The sequence below is a fragment of the Flavobacterium sp. HNIBRBA15423 genome (assembly GCF_052655965.1).
On the sequence record NZ_CP199751.1, the window covers coordinates 2,206,062 to 2,229,526 of the forward strand.

Consider the following 23,465-nt stretch of genomic DNA (forward strand, 5'->3'; position numbering starts at 1 on the left):
TAAATTATATTTTATATTGTAACATTATATATTAACCATTTTACTATCTAATAGATTATTTACAATTTGTGAAAGTGATATAACATTATTACTTTTCATTACTGAGAAATGATTCCCAGAAACTTCTTGTATATCAAAATTTATAAAAAATTCACTTAATCTTTCTTTATTGTAAATAGCCCTTGATTCATTCGGCCAGACATATAATGTTTTAGCCTGTATTGAATCTTGAATGTAATGTTTGTTTGATGCATTCAATAGGAGTCTTATTTTGTTTACTGCTTCAAAAAGCTCTCTTTTGTTCAAATGCAAAAAATCTGGAATTAACTGTTTAATTTCATCAGATAATAAATCTCTTAATGTATTAATTGATATACTTTTAAATGTTTCAGAATTAAAGAAGGTTGACCATAATTCAGATAAAGAATGAATGTTTTTTAGATTAGTCTCTTTATAATTGAAGTTGAATTCTAAAAAAATTCCTTCCGATTCAATATCAAAAGATGAAGTCTCTAAAGATCTTTCAAATTTCAAAGAAGAATCTATAATAATAAGCTGATCTACATATTCATTCTGGCTTTCTAACTGAGTTGCCATTTCTACAGCAATTTCGCCTCCTAAACTCCAACCTAATATACGGTATGGTCCTACTTCTTGTATCTTCTTCATTTCTTTAATAAATTCTGAAGCTATTGAAGAAATACTTGGAGCTTCCTTCATATTATTGAATAATCCAAACCTAATTCCATAGCAAGAATATGCTTTAATTTTTCTGGAAAGTTCCAAATAACCATTAATTTCTCCACTTCCATCATGTATCATGAATAATTTTTCTTTCCCTTTAACAGTATTAATTGGTATTACCATTTCATCTGCCAGCGCTTTGTTTTCTAATTTACTGATTTTTTCAGCCAAAGAAATAATATTAGAGGTTAGAAAAATTTCAGAAATTGGCAACTCTATTTCAAAGACTTTTTTGATAAGATGCCTTAATGTAATAGCCAACAAAGAATGCCCTCCTAATTTGAAAAAATCGGACGTAATACTGATTTTCTCTTCTTCTATATCCAAAACTTGTGACCAAATTGTAACTAATCTTCTTTGAGTATCATTCTCGGCAGCTATATATTCTTCTACAATTGTAAAATCTGGACTAGGTAATAATTTCTTATCTATTTTGCCATTTGCATTCAACACAAAATTGTCCATCCAAATAAAAGCTGAAGGAATCATATAATCTGGCACTTTAGAGGATAAATATGTTTTTATTTTGGTAACCTCTATTGGTTCATCTCCACAAACATAAGCTATCAGTTTTTTATGAATTCCAATTCCTGAAACTAATACCACTGCTCGATTAATAAAAGCACTTTCTTCTAAATAAAATTCTATTTCTCCTAATTCTATACGATAACCTCGAAGCTTTACTTGGTCATCATTACGTCCTAAATACTCAATTGTACCGTCGGGTAACCATCTTGCTTGATCTCCCGTTTTATAAATCCTTCCTTCTCCAAACGGATTAGAAATGAAACTTTTAACCGTTAAGTCTTCTCGCTTTAAATAACCTTGAGCCAATCCTTTTCCGCCTATATACAGTTCTCCTGCAACACCCTCTGGTAACAATTCCAAGTTATCTGACAATATGTATAATGATGTATTGGCTATAGGACGACCAATAGATACTTTGTCTTTTGATCCCTCGATGGCATTATTCACTTGATATGTTGTACTGGTTACCGTAGTTTCTGTAGGTCCATATTCATTGTAAAATAAATATTGTGATGCTATTTTTTTTGCCAATCCTGGCTTACATATTTCTCCTCCTGAGATTACTCTTCTTAGACTTGGCAAATTATTAAAATCTACTTCTTCTAAAAAAGAAGGTGTGCTATGCAAATGGGTCACTTTATTTTCTCTTAAACATGAGTGGAAGGAATCCATTTCTAAAAGCGTTTCTCCATCAAGAACTACCAAGGCAGAACCGCTTGATAAGGCTAACCAAATTTGTTCTACTGATGCGTCAAAATAGTAAGGTGAAAACTGAACAATGCGTTCATCTTTATCAATATTAAAGTATTCTTTTTGACACTGAATTAAATTTGACACAGATTCATGTTGTATTAATACACCTTTAGGAAGTCCTGTAGAACCCGAAGTATAGATTACATAAGCAATATCTAATGCGTTTACATAAGGTAACTCTTTATGTTTGCTTTCTGTATTATCTAAAATACTAATGTCCATCAAAGTGTAACGGGTTGCTTCTTCTAATTCTGGTGAAACATTGCTTATAATAATATTCACATTACAATCCTGTAGCATATATGCTGTTCGTGACATTGGCTGCTCTGGATTGAGGGGTAAATATGCTCCTCCTGACTTCATAATTGCAATAATTGCAACTATCATTTCTACAGAGCGAGTCATCATTAAGCCAACAATTTCTCCTTTTTCAATATAATCAACTAGATGATGTGCCCACAATGCTGAACGATTGTCTAACTCCTTATAACTAAGCACAACATCATCCATGATTAATGCTTCGGAATTTGGTGTTTCTTCTACTCGATTTTTAAACAAATCCAATACCGTTTGGTCTAAATCATAGGCTGTTTTGGTGTTATTGAAATCGAAAAGTAATTTGCTCTTCTCTTCTTTTGAAAGAATATCAATATCCTTTATCGTTTGCGATTTATCCTTTATAATTTCATCAATCATTCGAACTAAATAGCTCATAAAACGTTCTATAAGCAATGCATCGAACAATTCAGTTCGATAAGTAAAAGATAAATTAATCTCTTCAGATTCTACTACATCCAAACTAAGATCAAATTTCGCAGTATTATAGGATATTTTGTAATCTGTAATTGTTAAAGGTAAATCTGGAAAACTAGAATTATCCTCAATTTGACCGTAGGAAAAGAAAACGTCAAACAAAGCATTACTGTTGGCTTCTCTTGAAATCTCCAGCGCATCTACCAATTCATCATATTGAAACATTTGATGATCAAAAGCGGCTAAGGTAGTTTCTTGAACTGCAACAAGCAATTCATCGAATTTCATCTTTGAATCTACTTTGTTACGAAGTGCTAAAGTATTAACAAACATACCCACAATTCCTTCTAGATCTGCATGGTTGCGACCTGCTGTAACTGTCCCTACAATAATGTCTGTTTGGTTGGATAATTTACTCAATAATACGTTATATAATGATAAAAACAACGCATACATGGTTACTCCTTCTTCTTGTGCAATTGCTTTTAATTTATTGCTGATGATTTTATCTAAACGAACTGTATGGTTTTCTCCTTCATTGTGGTTCTTTCCTCTATTTGAACGATTTTTAGGAAGTTCCAGTGGTGTAATCTCCTCCGAAAACACATTCATCCAATAACTCTTATGCTTCAATGCTAATTCCTCTTGTGACCCGTTCTGTTGCCACACAGCATAATCCACATATTCAAGCGTTAAATCGCTTAATGCATCTCCTTGATATAACATCCATAATTCTCGCATTAATATTTCAAATGAAACTCCATCACTAATAATATGGTGCATGTCTATCATTAATAGATACTCTTCTGCTGAAATCTCTAGTAATGATGCTCGAAAAGGAAAATCCTCCGATAAATTAAATGGACGGATGAAATCAACTATAGAAACATCAATCAAGGAAATATTCCCTTTTTGAAAATCTATATGAAAATTTGAAGCATCTAAAATGTGTTGAACAGGAACATCATTAACAATCTTAAATGTAGTGCGAAGACTTTGATGACGTATTACCAAATTTTTAAGCGCAGATGCTAAACGAACTGTATCTATAACTCCTGTAAGCTTAAAAAATGTAGGCATGTTATATACTGTACTCTCTCTATCAAATTCATAAAGAAAATACATTCTGCGTTGCGCTGAAGATAACAGATAATAATGAGCCAATTCTGCCTTAGGAATCGTTAAAAAAGTAACCTGATCCATCTTTGAAATATGCAGGGATAACGCTGCTATAGTGCGATGTGCAAAAAAATCACGTATTGCAATATCTACATTATATATTTTCCTAATTTTATTAATCAATGTAATAGCCAACAAAGAATGCCCTCCTAGTTTGAAAAAATCGGACGTAATACTGATTTTCTCTTCTTCTATATCCAAAACTTGTGACCAAATTGTAACTAATCTTCTTTGAGTATCATTCTCGGCGGCTATATATTCTTCTACAATTGTAAAATCTGGACTAGGTAATAATTTCTTGTCTATTTTGCCATTTGCATTTACTGGAAAACGATCTAATTTAACATAATGAGAAGGCAACATATACAATGGTAACTTGTCTGATAAAAAACTATTAATTTCTTCCGTATCTTTTTCCTCATTTAAACACAAATAAGCCACTAGTTGCTTGTTTGATTTTTCGCCATGAGCCATCACTAATGCCTGATTCACTTCCGAAATTAATTCCAGCTCTGCCTCTATTTCTCCAAGCTCTATTCGATGCCCTCTTATTTTTACTTGATTGTCATTTCTACCCAAATATTCTAACATACCCTCTGGAAGCCACTTCACTAAATCTCCTGTCTTATAAAGAAATCCTTCATCAAATGGATTATCTATAAAACGCTCTTTTGTAAACATCTCATTATTGATGTAACCATTAGTAATCCCTAATCCTCCTATATACAACTCTCCAGCAACTCCTTCTGGTAATAAGTTCATATCCTTATCTAAAATATAAACTTGTGTATTGGCAATTGGACGGCCTATGGGTATTTTACCCATCTCAACATCTGCCTGTTCGATTTTTTTAAAAGTGGAAATTACTGTAGTTTCTGTAGGTCCATATGCATTATATAAATCATACTTTTTTAAAAGCTTATCTGCCAATCCTAACTTACAAGCTTCTCCGCCCACCATAATTCTTTTTAAATTTAATCCGTCCTCTAACTCAATCGTTTCTAAAAAAGAAGGTGTGCATCCTAAATGAGTAATATTGTATTTTTTTAAACTCGAATTAAACCTGTTGACATCTAATATATCCTCTTCTTTAAAAACAACTAATCTTTCACCACTTACTAATGCTAACCAAATTTGTTCTACAGATCCATCAAAATAATATGGAAAAAACAATAATATATTTTCTTCTTGGTTAACATCATAAAGTTCTACTTGATGCTGAATCAAATTAGAAACACCTCGATGATTAACCATTACACCTTTAGGTCTTCCTGTAGAACCTGAAGTATAGATAATATATGCCACATCATCAGCACCAAGCCTACGTAGAGGTTGATTATTACTTTGGCTTTTTTCGTCTAAGTCTTTTGGAGTAATATAAGTATAACCTTCTATGAAATTAGTCCCTATATTTTCTAAATTACTCAATATCAATGACGCTTCACATTCTTCCAACATCACTAATGTTCGTGACATTGGCTGCTCTGGATTGAGGGGTAAATATGCTCCTCCTGACTTCATAATTGCAATAATTGCAACTATCATTTCTACAGAGCGAGTCATCATTAAGCCAACAATTTCTCCTTTTTCAATATAATCAACTAGATGATGTGCCCACAATGCTGAACGATTGTCTAACTCCTTATAACTAAGCACAACATCATCCATGATTAATGCTTCGGAATTTGGCGTTTCTTCCACTCGATTTTTAAACAAATCCAATACCGTTTGGTCTAAATCATAGGCCGTTTTGGTGTTATTGAAATCGAAAAGTAATTTGCTCTTCTCTTCTTTTGAAAGAATATCAATATCCTTTATCGTTTGCGATTTATCCTTTATAATATCATCAATCATTCGAACTAAATAGCTCATAAAACGTTCTATAAGCAATGCATCGAACAATTCAGTTCGATAAGTAAAAGATAAATTAATCTCTTCAGATTCTACTACATCCAAACTAAGATCAAATTTCGCAGTATTATAGGATATTTTGTAATCTGTAATTGTTAAAGGTAAATCTGGAAAACTAGAATTATCCTCAATTTGACCGTAGGAAAAGAAAACGTCAAACAAAGCATTACTGTTGGCTTCTCTTGAAATCTCCAGCGCATCTACCAATTCATCATATTGAAACATTTGATGATCAAAAGCGGCTAAGGTAGTTTCTTGAACTGCAACAAGCAATTCATCGAATTTCATCTTTGAATCTACTTTGTTACGAAGTGCTAAAGTATTAACAAACATACCCACAATTCCTTCTAGATCTGCATGGTTGCGACCTGCTGTAACTGTCCCTACAATAATGTCTGTTTGGTTGGATAATTTACTCAATAATACGTTATATAATGATAAAAACAACGCATACATGGTTACTCCTTCTTCTTGTGCAATTGCTTTTAATTTATTGCTGATGATTTTATCTAAACGAACTGTATGGTTTTCTCCTTCATTGTGGTTCTTTCCTCTATTTGAACGATTTTTAGGAAGTTCCAGTGGTGTAATCTCCTCCGAAAACACATTCATCCAATAACTCTTATGCTTCAATGCTAATTCCTCTTGTGACCCGTTCTGTTGCCACACAGCATAATCCACATATTCAAGCGTTAAATCGCTTAATGCATCTCCTTGATATAACATCCATAATTCTCGCATTAATATTTCAAATGAAACTCCATCACTAATAATATGGTGCATGTCTATCATTAATAGATACTCTTCTGCTGAAATCTCTAGTAATGATGCTCGAAAAGGAAAATCCTCCGATAAATTAAATGGACGGATGAAATCAACTATAGAAACATCAATCAAGGAAATATTCCCTTTTTGAAAATCTATATGAAAATTTGAAGCATCTAAAATGTGTTGAACAGGAACATCATTAACAATCTTAAATGTAGTGCGAAGACTTTGATGACGTATTACCAAATTTTTAAGCGCAGATGCTAAACGAACTGTATCTATAACTCCTGTAAGCTTAAAAAATGTAGGCATGTTATATACTGTACTCTCTCTATCAAATTCATAAAGAAAATACATTCTGCGTTGCGCTGAAGATAACAGATAATAATGAGCCAATTCTGCCTTAGGAATCGTTAAAAAAGTAACCTGATCCATCTTTGAAATATGCAGGGATAACGCTGCTATAGTGCGATGTGCAAAAAAATCACGTATTGCAATATCTACATTATATATTTTCCTAATTTTATTAATCAATGTAATAGCCAACAAAGAATGCCCTCCTAATTTGAAAAAATCGGACGTAATACTGATTTTCTCTTCTTCTATATCCAAAACTTGTGACCAAATTGTAACTAATCTTCTTTGAGTATCATTCTCGGCAGCTATATATTCTTCTACAATTGTAAAATCTGGACTAGGTAATAATTTCTTATCTATTTTGCCATTTGCATTCAACACAAAATTGTCCATCCAAATAAAAGCTGAAGGAATCATATAATCTGGCACTTTAGAGGATAAATATGTTTTTATTTTGGTAACCTCTATTGGTTCATCTCCACAAACATAAGCTATCAGTTTTTTATGAATTCCAATTCCTGAAACTAATACCACTGCTCGATTAATAAAAGCACTTTCTTCTAAATAAAATTCTATTTCTCCTAATTCTATACGATAACCTCGAAGCTTTACTTGGTCATCATTACGTCCTAAATACTCAATTGTACCGTCGGGTAACCATCTTGCTTGATCTCCCGTTTTATAAATCCTTCCTTCTCCAAACGGATTAGAAATGAAACTTTTAACCGTTAAGTCTTCTCGCTTTAAATAACCTTGAGCCAATCCTTTTCCGCCTATATACAGTTCTCCTGCAACACCCTCTGGTAACAATTCCAAGTTATCTGACAATATGTATAATGATGTATTGGCTATAGGACGACCAATAGATACTTTGTCTTTTGATCCCTCGATGGCATTATTCACTTGATATGTTGTACTGGTTACCGTAGTTTCTGTAGGTCCATATTCATTGTAAAATAAATATTGTGATGCTATTTTTTTTGCCAATCCTGGCTTACATATTTCTCCTCCTGAGATTACTCTTCTTAGACTTGGCAAATTATTAAAATCTACTTCTTCTAAAAAAGAAGGTGTGCTATGCAAATGGGTCACTTTATTTTCTCTTAAACATGAGTGGAAGGAATCCATTTCTAAAAGCGTTTCTCCATCAAGAACTACCAAGGCAGAACCGCTTGATAAGGCTAACCAAATTTGTTCTACTGATGCGTCAAAATAGTAAGGTGAAAACTGAACAATGCGTTCATCTTTATCAATATTAAAGTATTCTTTTTGACACTGAATTAAATTTGACACAGATTCATGTTGTATTAATACACCTTTAGGAAGTCCTGTAGAACCCGAAGTATAGATTACATAAGCAATATCTAATGCGTTTACATAAGGTAACTCTTTATGTTTGCTTTCTGTATTATCTAAAATACTAATGTCCATCAAAGTGTAACGGGTTGCTTCTTCTAATTCTGGTGAAACATTGCTTATAATAATATTCACATTACAATCCTGTAGCATATATGCTGTTCGTGACATTGGCTGCTCTGGATTGAGGGGTAAATATGCTCCTCCTGACTTCATAATTGCAATAATTGCAACTATCATTTCTACAGAGCGAGTCATCATTAAGCCAACAATTTCTCCTTTTTCAATATAATCAACTAGATGATGTGCCCACAATGCTGAACGATTGTCTAACTCCTTATAACTAAGCACAACATCATCCATGATTAATGCTTCGGAATTTGGTGTTTCTTCTACTCGATTTTTAAACAAATCCAATACCGTTTGGTCTAAATCATAGGCTGTTTTGGTGTTATTGAAATCGAAAAGTAATTTGCTCTTCTCTTCTTTTGAAAGAATATCAATATCCTTTATCGTTTGCGATTTATCCTTTATAATTTCATCAATCATTCGAACTAAATAGCTCATAAAACGTTCTATAAGCAATGCATCGAACAATTCAGTTCGATAAGTAAAAGATAAATTAATCTCTTCAGATTCTACTACATCCAAACTAAGATCAAATTTCGCAGTATTATAGGATATTTTGTAATCTGTAATTGTTAAAGGTAAATCTGGAAAACTAGAATTATCCTCAATTTGACCGTAGGAAAAGAAAACGTCAAACAAAGCATTACTGTTGGCTTCTCTTGAAATCTCCAGCGCATCTACCAATTCATCATATTGAAACATTTGATGATCAAAAGCGGCTAAGGTAGTTTCTTGAACTGCAACAAGCAATTCATCGAATTTCATCTTTGAATCTACTTTGTTACGAAGTGCTAAAGTATTAACAAACATACCCACAATTCCTTCTAGATCTGCATGGTTGCGACCTGCTGTAACTGTCCCTACAATAATGTCTGTTTGGTTGGATAATTTACTCAATAATACGTTATATAATGATAAAAACAACGCATACATGGTTACTCCTTCTTCTTGTGCAATTGCTTTTAATTTATTGCTGATGATTTTATCTAAACGAACTGTATGGTTTTCTCCTTCATTGTGGTTCTTTCCTCTATTTGAACGATTTTTAGGAAGTTCCAGTGGTGTAATCTCCTCCGAAAACACATTCATCCAATAACTCTTATGCTTCAATGCTAATTCCTCTTGTGACCCGTTCTGTTGCCACACAGCATAATCCACATATTCAAGCGTTAAATCGCTTAATGCATCTCCTTGATATAACATCCATAATTCTCGCATTAATATTTCAAATGAAACTCCATCACTAATAATATGGTGCATGTCTATCATTAATAGATACTCTTCTGCTGAAATCTCTAGTAATGATGCTCGAAAAGGAAAATCCTCCGATAAATTAAATGGACGGATGAAATCAACTATAGAAACATCAATCAAGGAAATATTCCCTTTTTGAAAATCTATATGAAAATTTGAAGCATCTAAAATGTGTTGAACAGGAACATCATTAACAATCTTAAATGTAGTGCGAAGACTTTGATGACGTATTACCAAATTTTTAAGCGCAGATGCTAAACGAACTGTATCTATAACTCCTGTAAGCTTAAAAAATGTAGGCATGTTATATACTGTACTCTCTCTATCAAATTCATAAAGAAAATACATTCTGCGTTGCGCTGAAGATAACAGATAATAATGAGCCAATTCTGCCTTAGGAATCGTTAAAAAAGTAACCTGATCCATCTTTGAAATATGCAGGGATAACGCTGCTATAGTGCGATGTGCAAAAAAATCACGTATTGCAATATCTACATTATATATTTTCCTAATTTTATTAATCAATGTAATAGCCAACAAAGAATGCCCTCCTAGTTTGAAAAAATCGGACGTAATACTGATTTTCTCTTCTTCTATATCCAAAACTTGTGACCAAATTGTAACTAATCTTCTTTGAGTATCATTCTCGGCGGCTATATATTCTTCTACAATTGTAAAATCTGGACTAGGTAATAATTTCTTGTCTATTTTGCCATTTGCATTTACTGGAAAACGATCTAATTTAACATAATGAGAAGGCAACATATACAATGGTAACTTGTCTGATAAAAAACTATTAATTTCTTCCGTATCTTTTTCCTCATTTAAACACAAATAAGCCACTAGTTGCTTGTTTGATTTTTCGCCATGAGCCATCACTAATGCCTGATTCACTTCCGAAATTAATTCCAGCTCTGCCTCTATTTCTCCAAGCTCTATTCGATGCCCTCTTATTTTTACTTGATTGTCATTTCTACCCAAATATTCTAACATACCCTCTGGAAGCCACTTCACTAAATCTCCTGTCTTATAAAGAAATCCTTCATCAAATGGATTATCTATAAAACGCTCTTTTGTAAACATCTCATTATTGATGTAACCATTAGTAATCCCTAATCCTCCTATATACAACTCTCCAGCAACTCCTTCTGGTAATAAGTTCATATCCTTATCTAAAATATAAACTTGTGTATTGGCAATTGGACGGCCTATGGGTATTTTACCCATCTCAACATCTGCCTGTTCGATTTTTTTAAAAGTGGATGTTACAGTAGTTTCTGTAGGTCCGTATTCATTATATAAATCATACTTTTTTAAAAGCTTATCTGCCAATCCTAACTTACAAGCTTCTCCGCCTACAATGATTCTTTTTAAATTTAATCCTTCCTCTAACTCAATCGTTTCTAAAAAAGAAGGTGTACAATCTAGGTGTGTAATATTGTATTTTTTTAAACTCGAATTAAACCTATTGACATCTAATATATCCTCTTCTTTAAAAACAACTAATCTTTCACCACTTACTAATGCTAACCAAATTTGTGATACAGATGCATCAAAATAATATGGTGAAAACAATAATATATTTTCTTCTTGGTTAACATCATAAAGTTCTACTTGATGCTGAATCAAATTAGAAACACCTCGATGATTAACCATTACACCTTTAGGTCTTCCTGTAGAACCTGAAGTATAGATAATATATGCCACATCATCAGCACCAAGCCTACGTAGAGGTTGATTATTACTTTGGCTTTTTTCGTCTAAGTCTTTTGGAGTAATATAAGTATAACCTTCTATGAAATTAGTCCCTATATTTTCTAAATTACTCAATATCAATGACGCTTCACATTCTTCCAACATCACTAATGTTCGTGACATTGGCTGCTCTGGATTGAGGGGTAAATATGCTCCTCCTGACTTCATAATTGCAATAATTGCAACTATCATTTCTACAGAGCGAGTCATCATTAAGCCAACAATTTCTCCTTTTTCAATATAATCAACTAGATGATGTGCCCACAATGCTGAACGATTGTCTAACTCCTTATAACTAAGCACAACATCATCCATGATTAATGCTTCGGAATTTGGCGTTTCTTCTACTCGATTTTTAAACAAATCCAATACCGTTTGGTCTAAATCATAGGCTGTTTTGGTGTTATTGAAATCGAAAAGTAATTTGCTCTTCTCTTCTTTTGAAAGAATATCAATATCCTTTATCGTTTGCGATTTATCCTTTATAATTTCATCAATCATTCGAACTAAATAATCTAAAAATCTAGTAATACTTGACGCTGTAAATAAATCTTTTCTGTATTCAAAACACAAATTAATTTCTTCGGATTCTACCACATCCAAACTAAGATCAAATTTCGCAATGTTTGAAGCAACTTTGTGGTCTGTAATTATTATCTGTAAATCTTGGTAACTAGAAGCTTCAATTCCTTGGCTGTAGGAAAAGAAAACGTCAAACAATGGATTACTGTTGGCTTCTCTTGAAATCTCCAGCGCATCTACCAATTCATCATATTGAAACATTTGATGATCAAAAGCGGCTAAGGTAGTTTCTTGAACTGCAACAAGCAATTCATCGAATTTCATCTTTGAATCTACTTTGTTACGAAGTGCTAAAGTATTAACAAACATACCCACAATTCCTTCTAGATCTGCATGGTTGCGACCTGCTGTTGGTGTCCCAACAATAATGTCTGTTTGGTTGGATAATTTACTCAATAGTACGTTATATAACGATAAAAACAACGCATACATGGTTACTCCCTGAAAACTAGCTAAAGCGCGAAGTTGATCACTCTGTATTTTAGACAACTTTACCATACAAGTTCCTCCTTCATCGCTTGGAATTAATGGTCTTGGATTGTCTAACGGTAATTCTAAAGTATTAACATCTTCATTATAAATCTCTAACCAATATTCTCTATGCTCAGATACTGATTCTTGATATGATTCACTTTGCTGCCATTCCACATAATCAGTATATTCAATATTTAATTCTAGTAAGTTATTCTCAGCATACAATGCCCAAAGATCATGTGTCAAAATTTCATTCGAAACTCCATCATTAATAATATGATGTGTATCTGTCATCAACAAATAGTCTTCATCAATAACATCTACTAAAGTTACTCGAAAAGGGAATTCTTGAGATAAATTGAATGGACGTACAAATTCTGAAACTAATTTATCAATATCATTAGCTTGAATTTGTTTGTAAACTATCTCAAATTCAGAAATATCTAGCAAACTTTGAACTGGAATATCATTTTGAATACTAAATACAGTATGTAAGCTTTGATGACGAGCTACAAGTTGTTTAACAGCTTTATCAAATTTAATCCTATCTAATGATCTTCCAAGTCTATAAAACAAAGGCATATTATAACTAACCCCATTTTTATCAAACTCATATAAGAAGTACATGCGCTTTTGAACAGAAGATAGAGTGTAATATTCTTTTTTAGGAGCTTTAGGAATAGCCTTTGAAGATTCTTTACGCTTCATTGAATTGAAAAAATCAATAATTTCTTGCTTATTCTTTTTTAATTCTTCAATTACTTGTTGTGTTAACATTTCATTAGGATCGTTAACAATTAATTGCTCCTCACGAACAGTAACAATGATATTGTTATTTCTCAGATTCGTAATATATTCAGCGATTCTCATATGATTAATTTTGCATTCTCAAGATTGATGTCTGATTCATCAGCTAATTGTTTCACTGTAAGAATATAATCTGCAATTCCTTTAATATCATGCATTAAGAATAACTCCTTTAAAGAGATTTCAACAGAAAACACTTTGTTCATTCGATTAATAAATGCCATGGCTTTTAACGAATTTCCTCCAATGTTGAAAAAATTTTCATTCGTACTTAGAGTAGAAACTTCTATTTTTAAAAGTTCAGACAAAATTGTGATTAATTGAGCTTCCACCTCGTTTGAAGGTGCAATAAATTGCTTATTTAGCGTGATGTTTGGCAAAGGCAATTCTTTTTTATTTAATTTACCATTAGCGTTAAAAGGAAACTCTACTACATTCATAAATAATGAAGGTACCATATATTCTGGCAATCGTTTTTTTAGATAATCTTGTATTTCTTGAATTGATATTTCAATTCCATTATCTATATAGTAAGCCACTATTAGAGGTTCTTGATCTAAATATCTAAAATCTACAATTGCATTTTTGATTTGTGGATGACTTGAAAGGACATGCTCTATTTCCCCCAATTCAATTCTATAACCTCTAAGTTTTACTTGATGATCGTTTCTTCCAAGAAATTCAATATTTCCTTCAGGAGTCCATTTAGCAAGATCTCCAGTTTTATATAATTTATGTGAACTATTATCGTCAAAAATATTTGTTATAAATTTTTCTGAAGTTAATTCTGGTTTATTGAGATAACCACGAGACACTTGAATTCCCCCAATAACTAGTTCACCAACAACGCCAATAGGTTGTTGAATATTGTCTTGATCTACTATATAAATTTGTGTATTTGCTACAGGCTTTCCAATTGGAATTGTATCTCCTTTATAATCTGTCAATTCAATTGCAGTCACATCAATAGCTGCTTCTGTAGGACCATACAGATTGAAAATTTGTGCATTTGGACACTTCTTCTGAAATTTTTGTAAAGTTGAATTGGATAATGCTTCTCCACTACAAATCACTTTTTGTTGCAAATTCCCAAAATTTAAACTCTCATCTAATTCACTAATAAAAACATCTAACATTGTAGGGACAAAATGCATGATATTTATTCGTTCTTTTTCTATGAGTTGTTGTAAATATAAAGGATCTTTCTCTCCGTCTGGAATGGCAAATATTAATTTTGCTCCGGTCATTAACGGTAATAATAACTCCCATACCGAAACATCAAAACAAAAAGTTGTTTTTTGTAAAATAACATCTGCTTCAGTTACATTTAAATAGTCGCACATCCAAACTAATCGATTATAAATTCCATCATGCTGATTCATTACACCTTTAGGATTACCCGTAGTCCCAGAAGTATAAATAACATATGCTAAAGAATTTTTAGGTATCTTAATATTTGGAGAAGATGTTAGTGCATTTTTATATATAGCCACATCGTCAAGATTAAGAGATTCTATGCTATTAAAAAAAGGTTTATAACTACTTTCTGTCAATATGATAGTTGGTTTTACATCATCTAGAATATAGTCAATGCGATTTTGTGGATATCTTGGATCTATTGGCACGTAGGCCCCACCTGCTTTTAAAATACCTAATATCCCTATTATCATTTCTAACGATCTATCTACACAAATAGGTACTAAAGTATCTGTTGTTACCCCTTTATTAAGCAACACATTGGCTAATTGATTTGAAACGACATCAAGTTCTTTATAGGTTAATTTTTTATCTTTAAAATGAACTGCATCTTTTCCTGGATTAGATTGTACTTGTGTATTGAATAAATCTAATACGGTTTGATCTCTAGCATAATCTATAGTAGTATTATTAAACTCTTTTAATAACTTACGATCTTCTTTTTCAGCTTCTGAAAGTATGATTTCTTTATCTATTAAAGCATTTTCACTATATAAAAACTGATCTAATGTCAGCTTAAAATATGCTGCTAATTTTTTTACTTGATCTCTACTGAAAACCGCTGTTGAATATCGTAATAATAATCGGAAGCTTTTGTTGTAAACACCCCCGTGTTCCTGTCTAAGATCATGTGCTTCAATATGGAAGCCGAAAGGAAAATGTTCATTTAAATAAAATTCTGACAAAGATTCTTCTCCTTCCAAATCGATTGAAGAATCATATGCTTCCCATTCTTTAAAAATTTGGAAATCTAAATAATTAAACGCAACATCAAAAATTGGGTTATGGTGACCTGCTGGTTCATTAGTAAATTCTAATATTTTATAGAAAGGAACTCGCTCATGATACTTTAACGTTCTTAATTTGTCTTCAATATAATTGATATATTCACCCCATGTGATATTTTTTGGAATTTTTGCTCTAAAAGGAATAGTATTTAGAAAACAACCTAAAAGTTTGCCTCCATCTGGTGTTAATGGTCTGTTATTAGTAACAATACCAAGTGTTAAATCATTTTCATAATTCAATATATTCATTGTATAAATATAAGAAGCAAAACAAAGGTGTTTAAAGCTGGTGTTGTATCGTAAAGCTAGTTTCTCTAAATCTTCCCTAAATTCAATAGGAAACTCAAACACATCACTTATAAATATGTGTTCATCTTCTGTAGATGGTAATTCAAATCGAGAATATCCGTCTAACTCTTCTTGCCAATACTCTAAAGAGGCTTGGTTTTTTCCTGCAGACAATTCTCCGATAATTTGATCTTCGTATGTACTTTGTAAGCGCTCTGGAACATAATCTGCATTTTTTGTCAAAATGGTATACATGTTCAGTAATTCTGTCAAGAAAGAAGAAAGACTCCATCCATCAAATAAAGAATGATGAAAATCTAATAACAAATATTGATAATCGTCTCTTACTTTGATAATATTGATAAGCCAAGTTAATGAAAATGATAGGTCTGTCTTTCTCCTTTTTTCTTCTAATAATTTATTTTTTACAAAAGATTTTTGTCCCTCTTTATCTAAATGACGAATGTCAATAAAGTTAACTTCTGGAGTTATTTTTTTCATAATGATATGTGCAAAATACTCCAAATCATATACCTTACGAAGTGTAGTATGCTTATCAATCATCAAATTTAATGCATGTTCAAATAATGCAAAATCAAAATTTTTCACAGGATAATCATACATATTTTGCTCATGATAAATGATTTCATGAATATCATCTGATTTACTTTTTAAAAACTCAAAAACCATCCCCTTTTCAACTCCATTCATTGGATAAACAGCCTCATAGCTGTCTAAAAATTTCCCTTCTTCAAGGTATGCTTCAGCAAATGCACGTAGTTCTTCTTTTACTTCTTGTAATATTCGCTTACTCTCCTCATTTTTTTGAGAATCTACCATTTTATCTGCCAATTCTGCAATGGTCTGATATGAATATAAATCTGCAATAGTAAATGAAGTTTCCAATTTATTATTGATGTTAGAAATTAAACCAATAGCCTTTAAAGAGTCTCCTCCCAAACTAAAGTAATTATCATTAACTCCAACTTTCGATATTTGCAATACTTCTTCCCAAATGGCTACCATTTGTAGTTCTTCCTTTGTTCTTGGAGCTGTGTATGATTCTCCCAATGAATCTTTACTTGGTGATGGTAATTTTGAAATGGCAATTTTATTATTCGATGTCATTGGGAATTCGTCCAGTTTAACAAAATAGGACGGAATCATATAATTTGGTAAATGTTCTCCTAAATGAGAACGAATTGCAGACACTTCTAAGGTTTCTATACCTGTATAATAGGCACATAAATAAGGATGTCCCTCTTCTGAATCACGTTTAATGACTACAGTATCATTGATAGTATCGTGCTGTAGTAAATGATGTTCTATTTCCTTTAATTCTATTCTAAATCCTTTTAATTGTACTTGATTGTCTATGCGCCCCAAGTATTCTAAATCTCCATTTTCTAATAGTCTGCCTAAATCGCCTGAACGATAAAATAATTCTCCTTTGCGATAGGGATTCGCTATGAATCTAGAATTGGTTAATTCTTCCTTGTTCAAATATCCTCTTACTACTCCTGCTCCTCCAACGTAGATTTCTCCAATTACTCCCTGAGGTACTAGCGCTTTATTTTCATCTAATATATATATAGAAGTTGTTGGGATTGGTTTTCCTAGGTTACTTATGTTTTCTTCTATTTCTTTTTGCCCTATTTCTTTGTAGGTAGCATGGACTGTTACTTCTGTAATTCCATACATATTTACCAACTTCACATTTGGATATTGTGCTTTCCATGATTTTAATTTGTAGGGAACTAATGCTTCTCCTCCAAAAATGACATAGCGCAAATCATTAAATGTGATAGCTTTTCGGTCGCACTCTTCCATTAAATTGTTAAAAGCTGTTGGTGTTTGGTTCAATACCGTTACTTTATGTCGCTTAAGTAATTGAATATATCGTGAAGGATCTCTTGCTATGAATGATGGAACTATAATGACTTTACCTCCAAAAAGTAATGCACCATACATTTCCCAAACACTAAAATCAAAACAGTGACTATGGAACATGGTCCAAACATCATTTACTCCAAAATTGAATTGAAATGCATCATTAAAAAACAAACGAACCACATTGCGGTGTTCGACCATAACTCCTTTAGGGTTTCCTGTAGTACCAGAAGTGTAAATGATATAACATAAATCTTCAGGGCGATTCATCTGCTCAATATTAGATACTTGTTGATTTTTGTCAATCACATTTTCTAATAATATTCTTTTAGCATTTGTTCCTGCTATAAGCTCTTCATACTCTCTATTGGTAACAAGAACTTCTGCTCTACTATCTTCTAGCATATAGTTTAAGCGCCCTTGAGGATAGTTTGGATCTAATGGCATATAGCAACCACCCGATTTTAGAATACCTAACATTCCTACTACAGTGTATAGGTCTTTATCTACCAATAAACCAACAATATCATTGCGACCAATGCCTTGTGAACGCAATTTATAAGCTAATAGATTGGAAAGATTGTTTAACTCTTCATATGTCAATGACTCTCCTTCACAAACAACCGCAACTGCATTTGGTCTTTCTTCTACTTGTGCTTCAAACAAATCTATAATTGTAGCTTTTTCGGGATATGAAACATTAATAAGGTTGTTTAATTTTTGAATTTTTACCTTATCTGAATTTAATAGTATTGTTTCTTTTTTTAAAGGTTTTGTAACAGCGTCTAAAAATTGATCTAAAGTCGATTTAAAATAACTTGATAATTTAACTACATCTTCCATACTAAAAGTTGCAGTTGAATGTGTTAGAGCTAGTCTAAAATCATTGTCACGTGCATAAATATGAAAATCAATGCTTGTGTTGTTATTCATAAAGAAATTAGATTCTTTAAAATCATTAGGCCTTACAATACTATCTTCATTTTGAATTTCTGTATAACGTCTAAAATCTATGTAATTAAAAGACATATCAAAAATTGGATTGTGTTCTGTAGCAGGTTCTTTTATAATTTCTAATATTTTATAGAAAGGAACTCGCTCATGATACTTTAACGTTCTTAATTTGTCTTCTATAAAATTAATGTATTCTCCCCAAGTAATATTATTTGGAATTTTTGCTCTAAAAGGAATTGTATTTAGAAAACAACCCAAAAGTTGCTCACCATCGGGCGTTAAAGGTCTATTATTTGTTACTACACCTAATGTAATATCGTCTTCAAAACTCAACATATTCATAGCATAGATATATGCAGCAAAACAAAGGTGTTTAAAGCTCGTATTGTATTCTAATGCTATTTTTTCTAATTGAGTTCTGTATTCTCTACCATAATTAAACCACTCACAATTAAACTGATGCTCTTTTCCTGTGGTAGGTAATTTAAATCGAGTATAATCTTTCAATTCCTGTTGCCAATATTCAATTGAAGATTGTTCTTTTACAGAAACTAATTCTCCAATTATTTGATCTCTATATGTACTTTGCAAGGGTTCAGGAATATAGTTACGATCATTTGCTAAAAATGAATATGTAGAAGATAATTCGGTAACGAATGATGAAAGACTCCATCCATCAAATAAAGAATGATGAAAATCTAGTAACATGTATTGGTAATCGTCTCTTACTTTAATAATATTGATACGCCACAATAATGAAAACGATAATTCTGTTTGTCTTTGCTTTTCTTCCAGTAATTTCTTGTTTATAAAAGCTTCTTGCTCTTTAGTTTCTAAATGGCAGATATCTATAAGATTAACTTCTGGAGAAACTTTTTTCATAATAATGTGAACAAGCTTTTCTAAGTCGTAAATCTTACGTAAAGTATCATGTTTTTCAGTCATTAGACCTACAGCATACTTAAACAATTCAAAATCAAAATCTTTTACTGGATAATTATAGATGTTTTGTTCATGATAGACAATTTCATGAACACTTTTTGGTTTACTTTTAAGTGAGTGAAAAACCATTCCTTTTTCAACTCCATTCATTGGATAAACAGCCTCATAGCTGTCTAAAAATTTCCCTTCTTCAAGGTATGCTTCAGCAAATGCACGTAGTTCTTCTTTTACTTCTTGTAATATTCGCTTACTCTCCTCATTTTTTTGAGAATCTACCATTTTATCTGCCAATTCTGCAATGGTCTGATATGAATATAAATCTGCAATAGTAAATGAAGTTTCCAATTTATTATTGATGTTAGAAATTAAACCAATAGCCTTTAAAGAGTCTCCTCCCAAACTAAAGTAATTATCATTAACTCCAACTTTCGATATTTGCAATACTTCTTCCCAAATGGCTACCATTTGTAGTTCTTCCTTTGTTCTTGGAGCTGTGTATGATTCTCCCAATGAATCTTTACTTGGTGATGGTAATTTTGAAATGGCAATTTTATTATTCGATGTCATTGGGAATTCGTCCAGTTTAACAAAATAGGACGGAATCATATAATTTGGTAAATGTTCTCCTAAATGAGAACGAATTGCAGACACTTCTAAGGTTTCTATACCTGTATAATAGGCACATAAATAAGGATGTCCCTCTTCTGAATCACGTTTAATGACTACAGTATCATTGATAGTATCGTGCTGTAGTAAATGATGTTCTATTTCCTTTAATTCTATTCTAAATCCTTTTAATTGTACTTGATTGTCTATGCGCCCCAAGTATTCTAAATCTCCATTTTCTAATAGTCTGCCTAAATCGCCTGAACGATAAAATAATTCTCCTTTGCGATAGGGATTCGCTATGAATCTAGAATTGGTTAATTCTTCCTTGTTCAAATATCCTCTTACTACTCCTGCTCCTCCAACGTAGATTTCTCCAATTACTCCCTGAGGTACTAGCGCTTTATTTTCATCTAATATATATATAGAAGTTGTTGGGATTGGTTTTCCTAGGTTACTTATGTTTTCTTCTATTTCTTTTTGCCCTATTTCTTTGTAGGTAGCATGGACTGTTACTTCTGTAATTCCATACATATTTACCAACTTCACATTTGGATATTGTGCTTTCCATGATTTTAATTTGTAGGGAACTAATGCTTCTCCTCCAAAAATGACATAGCGCAAATCATTAAATGTGATAGCTTTTCGGTCGCACTCTTCCATTAAATTGTTAAAAGCTGTTGGTGTTTGGTTCAATACCGTTACTTTATGTCGCTTAAGTAATTGAATATATCGTGAAGGATCTCTTGCTATGAATGATGGAACTATAATGACTTTACCTCCAAAAAGTAATGCACCATACATTTCCCAAACACTAAAATCAAAACAGTGACTATGGAACATGGTCCAAACATCATTTACTCCAAAATTGAATTGAAATGCATCATTAAAAAACAAACGAACCACATTGCGGTGTTCGACCATAACTCCTTTAGGGTTTCCTGTAGTACCAGAAGTGTAAATGATATAACATAAATCTTCAGGGCGATTCATCTGCTCAATATTAGATACTTGTTGATTTTTGTCAATCACATTTTCTAATAATATTCTTTTAGCATTTGTTCCTGCTATAAGCTCTTCATACTCTCTATTGGTAACAAGAACTTCTGCTCTACTATCTTCTAGCATATAGTTTAAGCGCCCTTGAGGATAGTTTGGATCTAATGGCATATAGCAACCACCCGATTTTAGAATACCTAACATTCCTACTACAGTGTATAGGTCTTTATCTACCAATAAACCAACAATATCATTGCGACCAATGCCTTGTGAACGCAATTTATAAGCTAATAGATTGGAAAGATTGTTTAACTCTTCATATGTCAATGACTCTCCTTCACAAACAACCGCAACTGCATTTGGTCTTTCTTCTACTTGTGCTTCAAACAAATCTATAATTGTAGCTTTTTCGGGATATGAAACATTAATAAGGTTGTTTAATTCTAATGTTTGTTGTATTTCATTTTCTGAAAGCAACGTTATTTCTGACAAAGGGATTTCTGGATATTGAATAATCTGTTCCAATATTTTTTTGTAGTAACCAATAAACCTTTCAATAGTATTTTCAGTAAAAAGATCTGTTGCATACTCTAATTCAAAACTTAATCCCGAGGATTCTTCTTTTGCTCCTAATGTAAGGTCAAATTTAGAAGTTTTGGATTCGAATTTGTACTCTTCAATAGTGGCAGATTTAATCTTAAAAGCTTCTTGTTTATTATTTTGCAAAACAAATACACAATCAAACAAAGGATTCCTTCCTAGGTCTCTTTCTATCCTTAAATCATTAATCAAATCTTCATAAGGATATTCATCATTGTCTAGATAATTAAGTATTTTACTGTGAAGCAATTGAGCATACATTTTAAAACTTAAGGTATTATCTAAGGATATTGGCAATGCTAATGTATTAGCAAACATCCCTATGATATCTTCTAATTGATGATGCTTTCTTCCCGCAACAAGTGTACCAATAACCACATTATTATTTCTGCTTAGTTTAGAGAGTAATATACCATATACTCCAATTAACATTGTAAACAGAGTAATCTCGCTATTTTTAATAATGTGATTGAGTTTATCTTTTTCCTCAAGAGAAACATTAAATTTTGCTACACTCCCTTTGAATGATTTTTCTTTTGGTCTAGGAAAATCATAGGGTAATTCTAATATGTTATATTCTCTATTAAACTGATTGACCCAAAAACTCTTTTGGTTTTGTACTGATGTTTGATGCTGATCACTTAAAAACCACTCCGAATAATCTTTATATTGTATTTGCAGAGGTGCTAAATACTCACCTTCATAGAGTTGAGTAAATTCCTTCATAAGAATTTGAACAGAAACACCGTCAGAAGCAATATGATGCATATCTATCAAAATATAATGAGTATCTTTTGAAACTTCCATAACTGCCACTCTGATTAACGGTGGATTACTTAAATCAAAAGGTCTAATAAATTCATGAATGATAGTGTCTATATTAGTTTCATGTCCTTTAATATATTCAATTTCAAAATTAACTTGCTCTAAAACTTTTTGTACTGGTGAATTATTAGCATCTAAACTGAAACTCATTCGAAAACATTCGTGTCGTTTTATTAAAGATTCAAAAACATTTTCAAGCTTTTCAGTGCTCAACTCTCCAGTAACCTTTAAAACCCCTGATTGATTATATGCCAAAGATGACTCATTAAATTGGTTTACTAGAAATAATCTAAATTGTGCTGGCGTGAGTGGATAAGTCGCTTTAATAGCTGCATTTGGTATTTCAGTAGTAGTATTATTGAGACCTTCTCTGTTGGCTAAATAATTAATTAAATTACTTTTATTTTCCTTTAGCTCTTTAATTATATTAGGATTGTCAAAATTTTTTGGAACAACAATTTTTAAATTTTTATCAACAACTTTAAGTTTAATTTCTAACTCTTTTAATTTTAATAGTAACTCTTCCATATTCGAAAATATTTTAATGTTTGTTTGACTTATGCGTCTAATGTTTTGTTAATATTGGTTTATTGTAGGCTAACTGTTTAAAAAAGTTGGGACAGTTTAACTTTGTACTTTTGTGAGGAAAAACAAAAAAGCATTTGTTTACCTTAGGTTCACGTTTAAAGTGAAAACACCTTTAGAGAAAGAATTTAGGTATAATGAGAAATATACCTAAATATTTTT

General features: G+C 31.9%; 2 protein-coding genes. Both read right to left on the reverse strand.

Annotated elements, in window-relative coordinates; translation table 11 throughout:
* Positions 1 to 24: 24 nt before the first annotated feature.
* On the reverse strand, positions 25 to 13,413 hold the full coding sequence (locus ACULEV_RS10135) for an amino acid adenylation domain-containing protein (protein WP_445454937.1): 13,389 nt from the start codon (positions 13,411 to 13,413) through the stop codon (positions 25 to 27).
* The gene (locus tag ACULEV_RS10140) at positions 13,410 to 23,246 is read right to left on the reverse strand and encodes an amino acid adenylation domain-containing protein (protein ID WP_445454938.1); all 9,837 of its coding nucleotides are present in this window, start codon (positions 23,244 to 23,246) and stop codon (positions 13,410 to 13,412) included. The genes ACULEV_RS10135 and ACULEV_RS10140 overlap by 4 nt, the downstream gene beginning before the upstream one ends.
* Between the last annotated feature and the right edge of the window lie 219 nt (positions 23,247 to 23,465).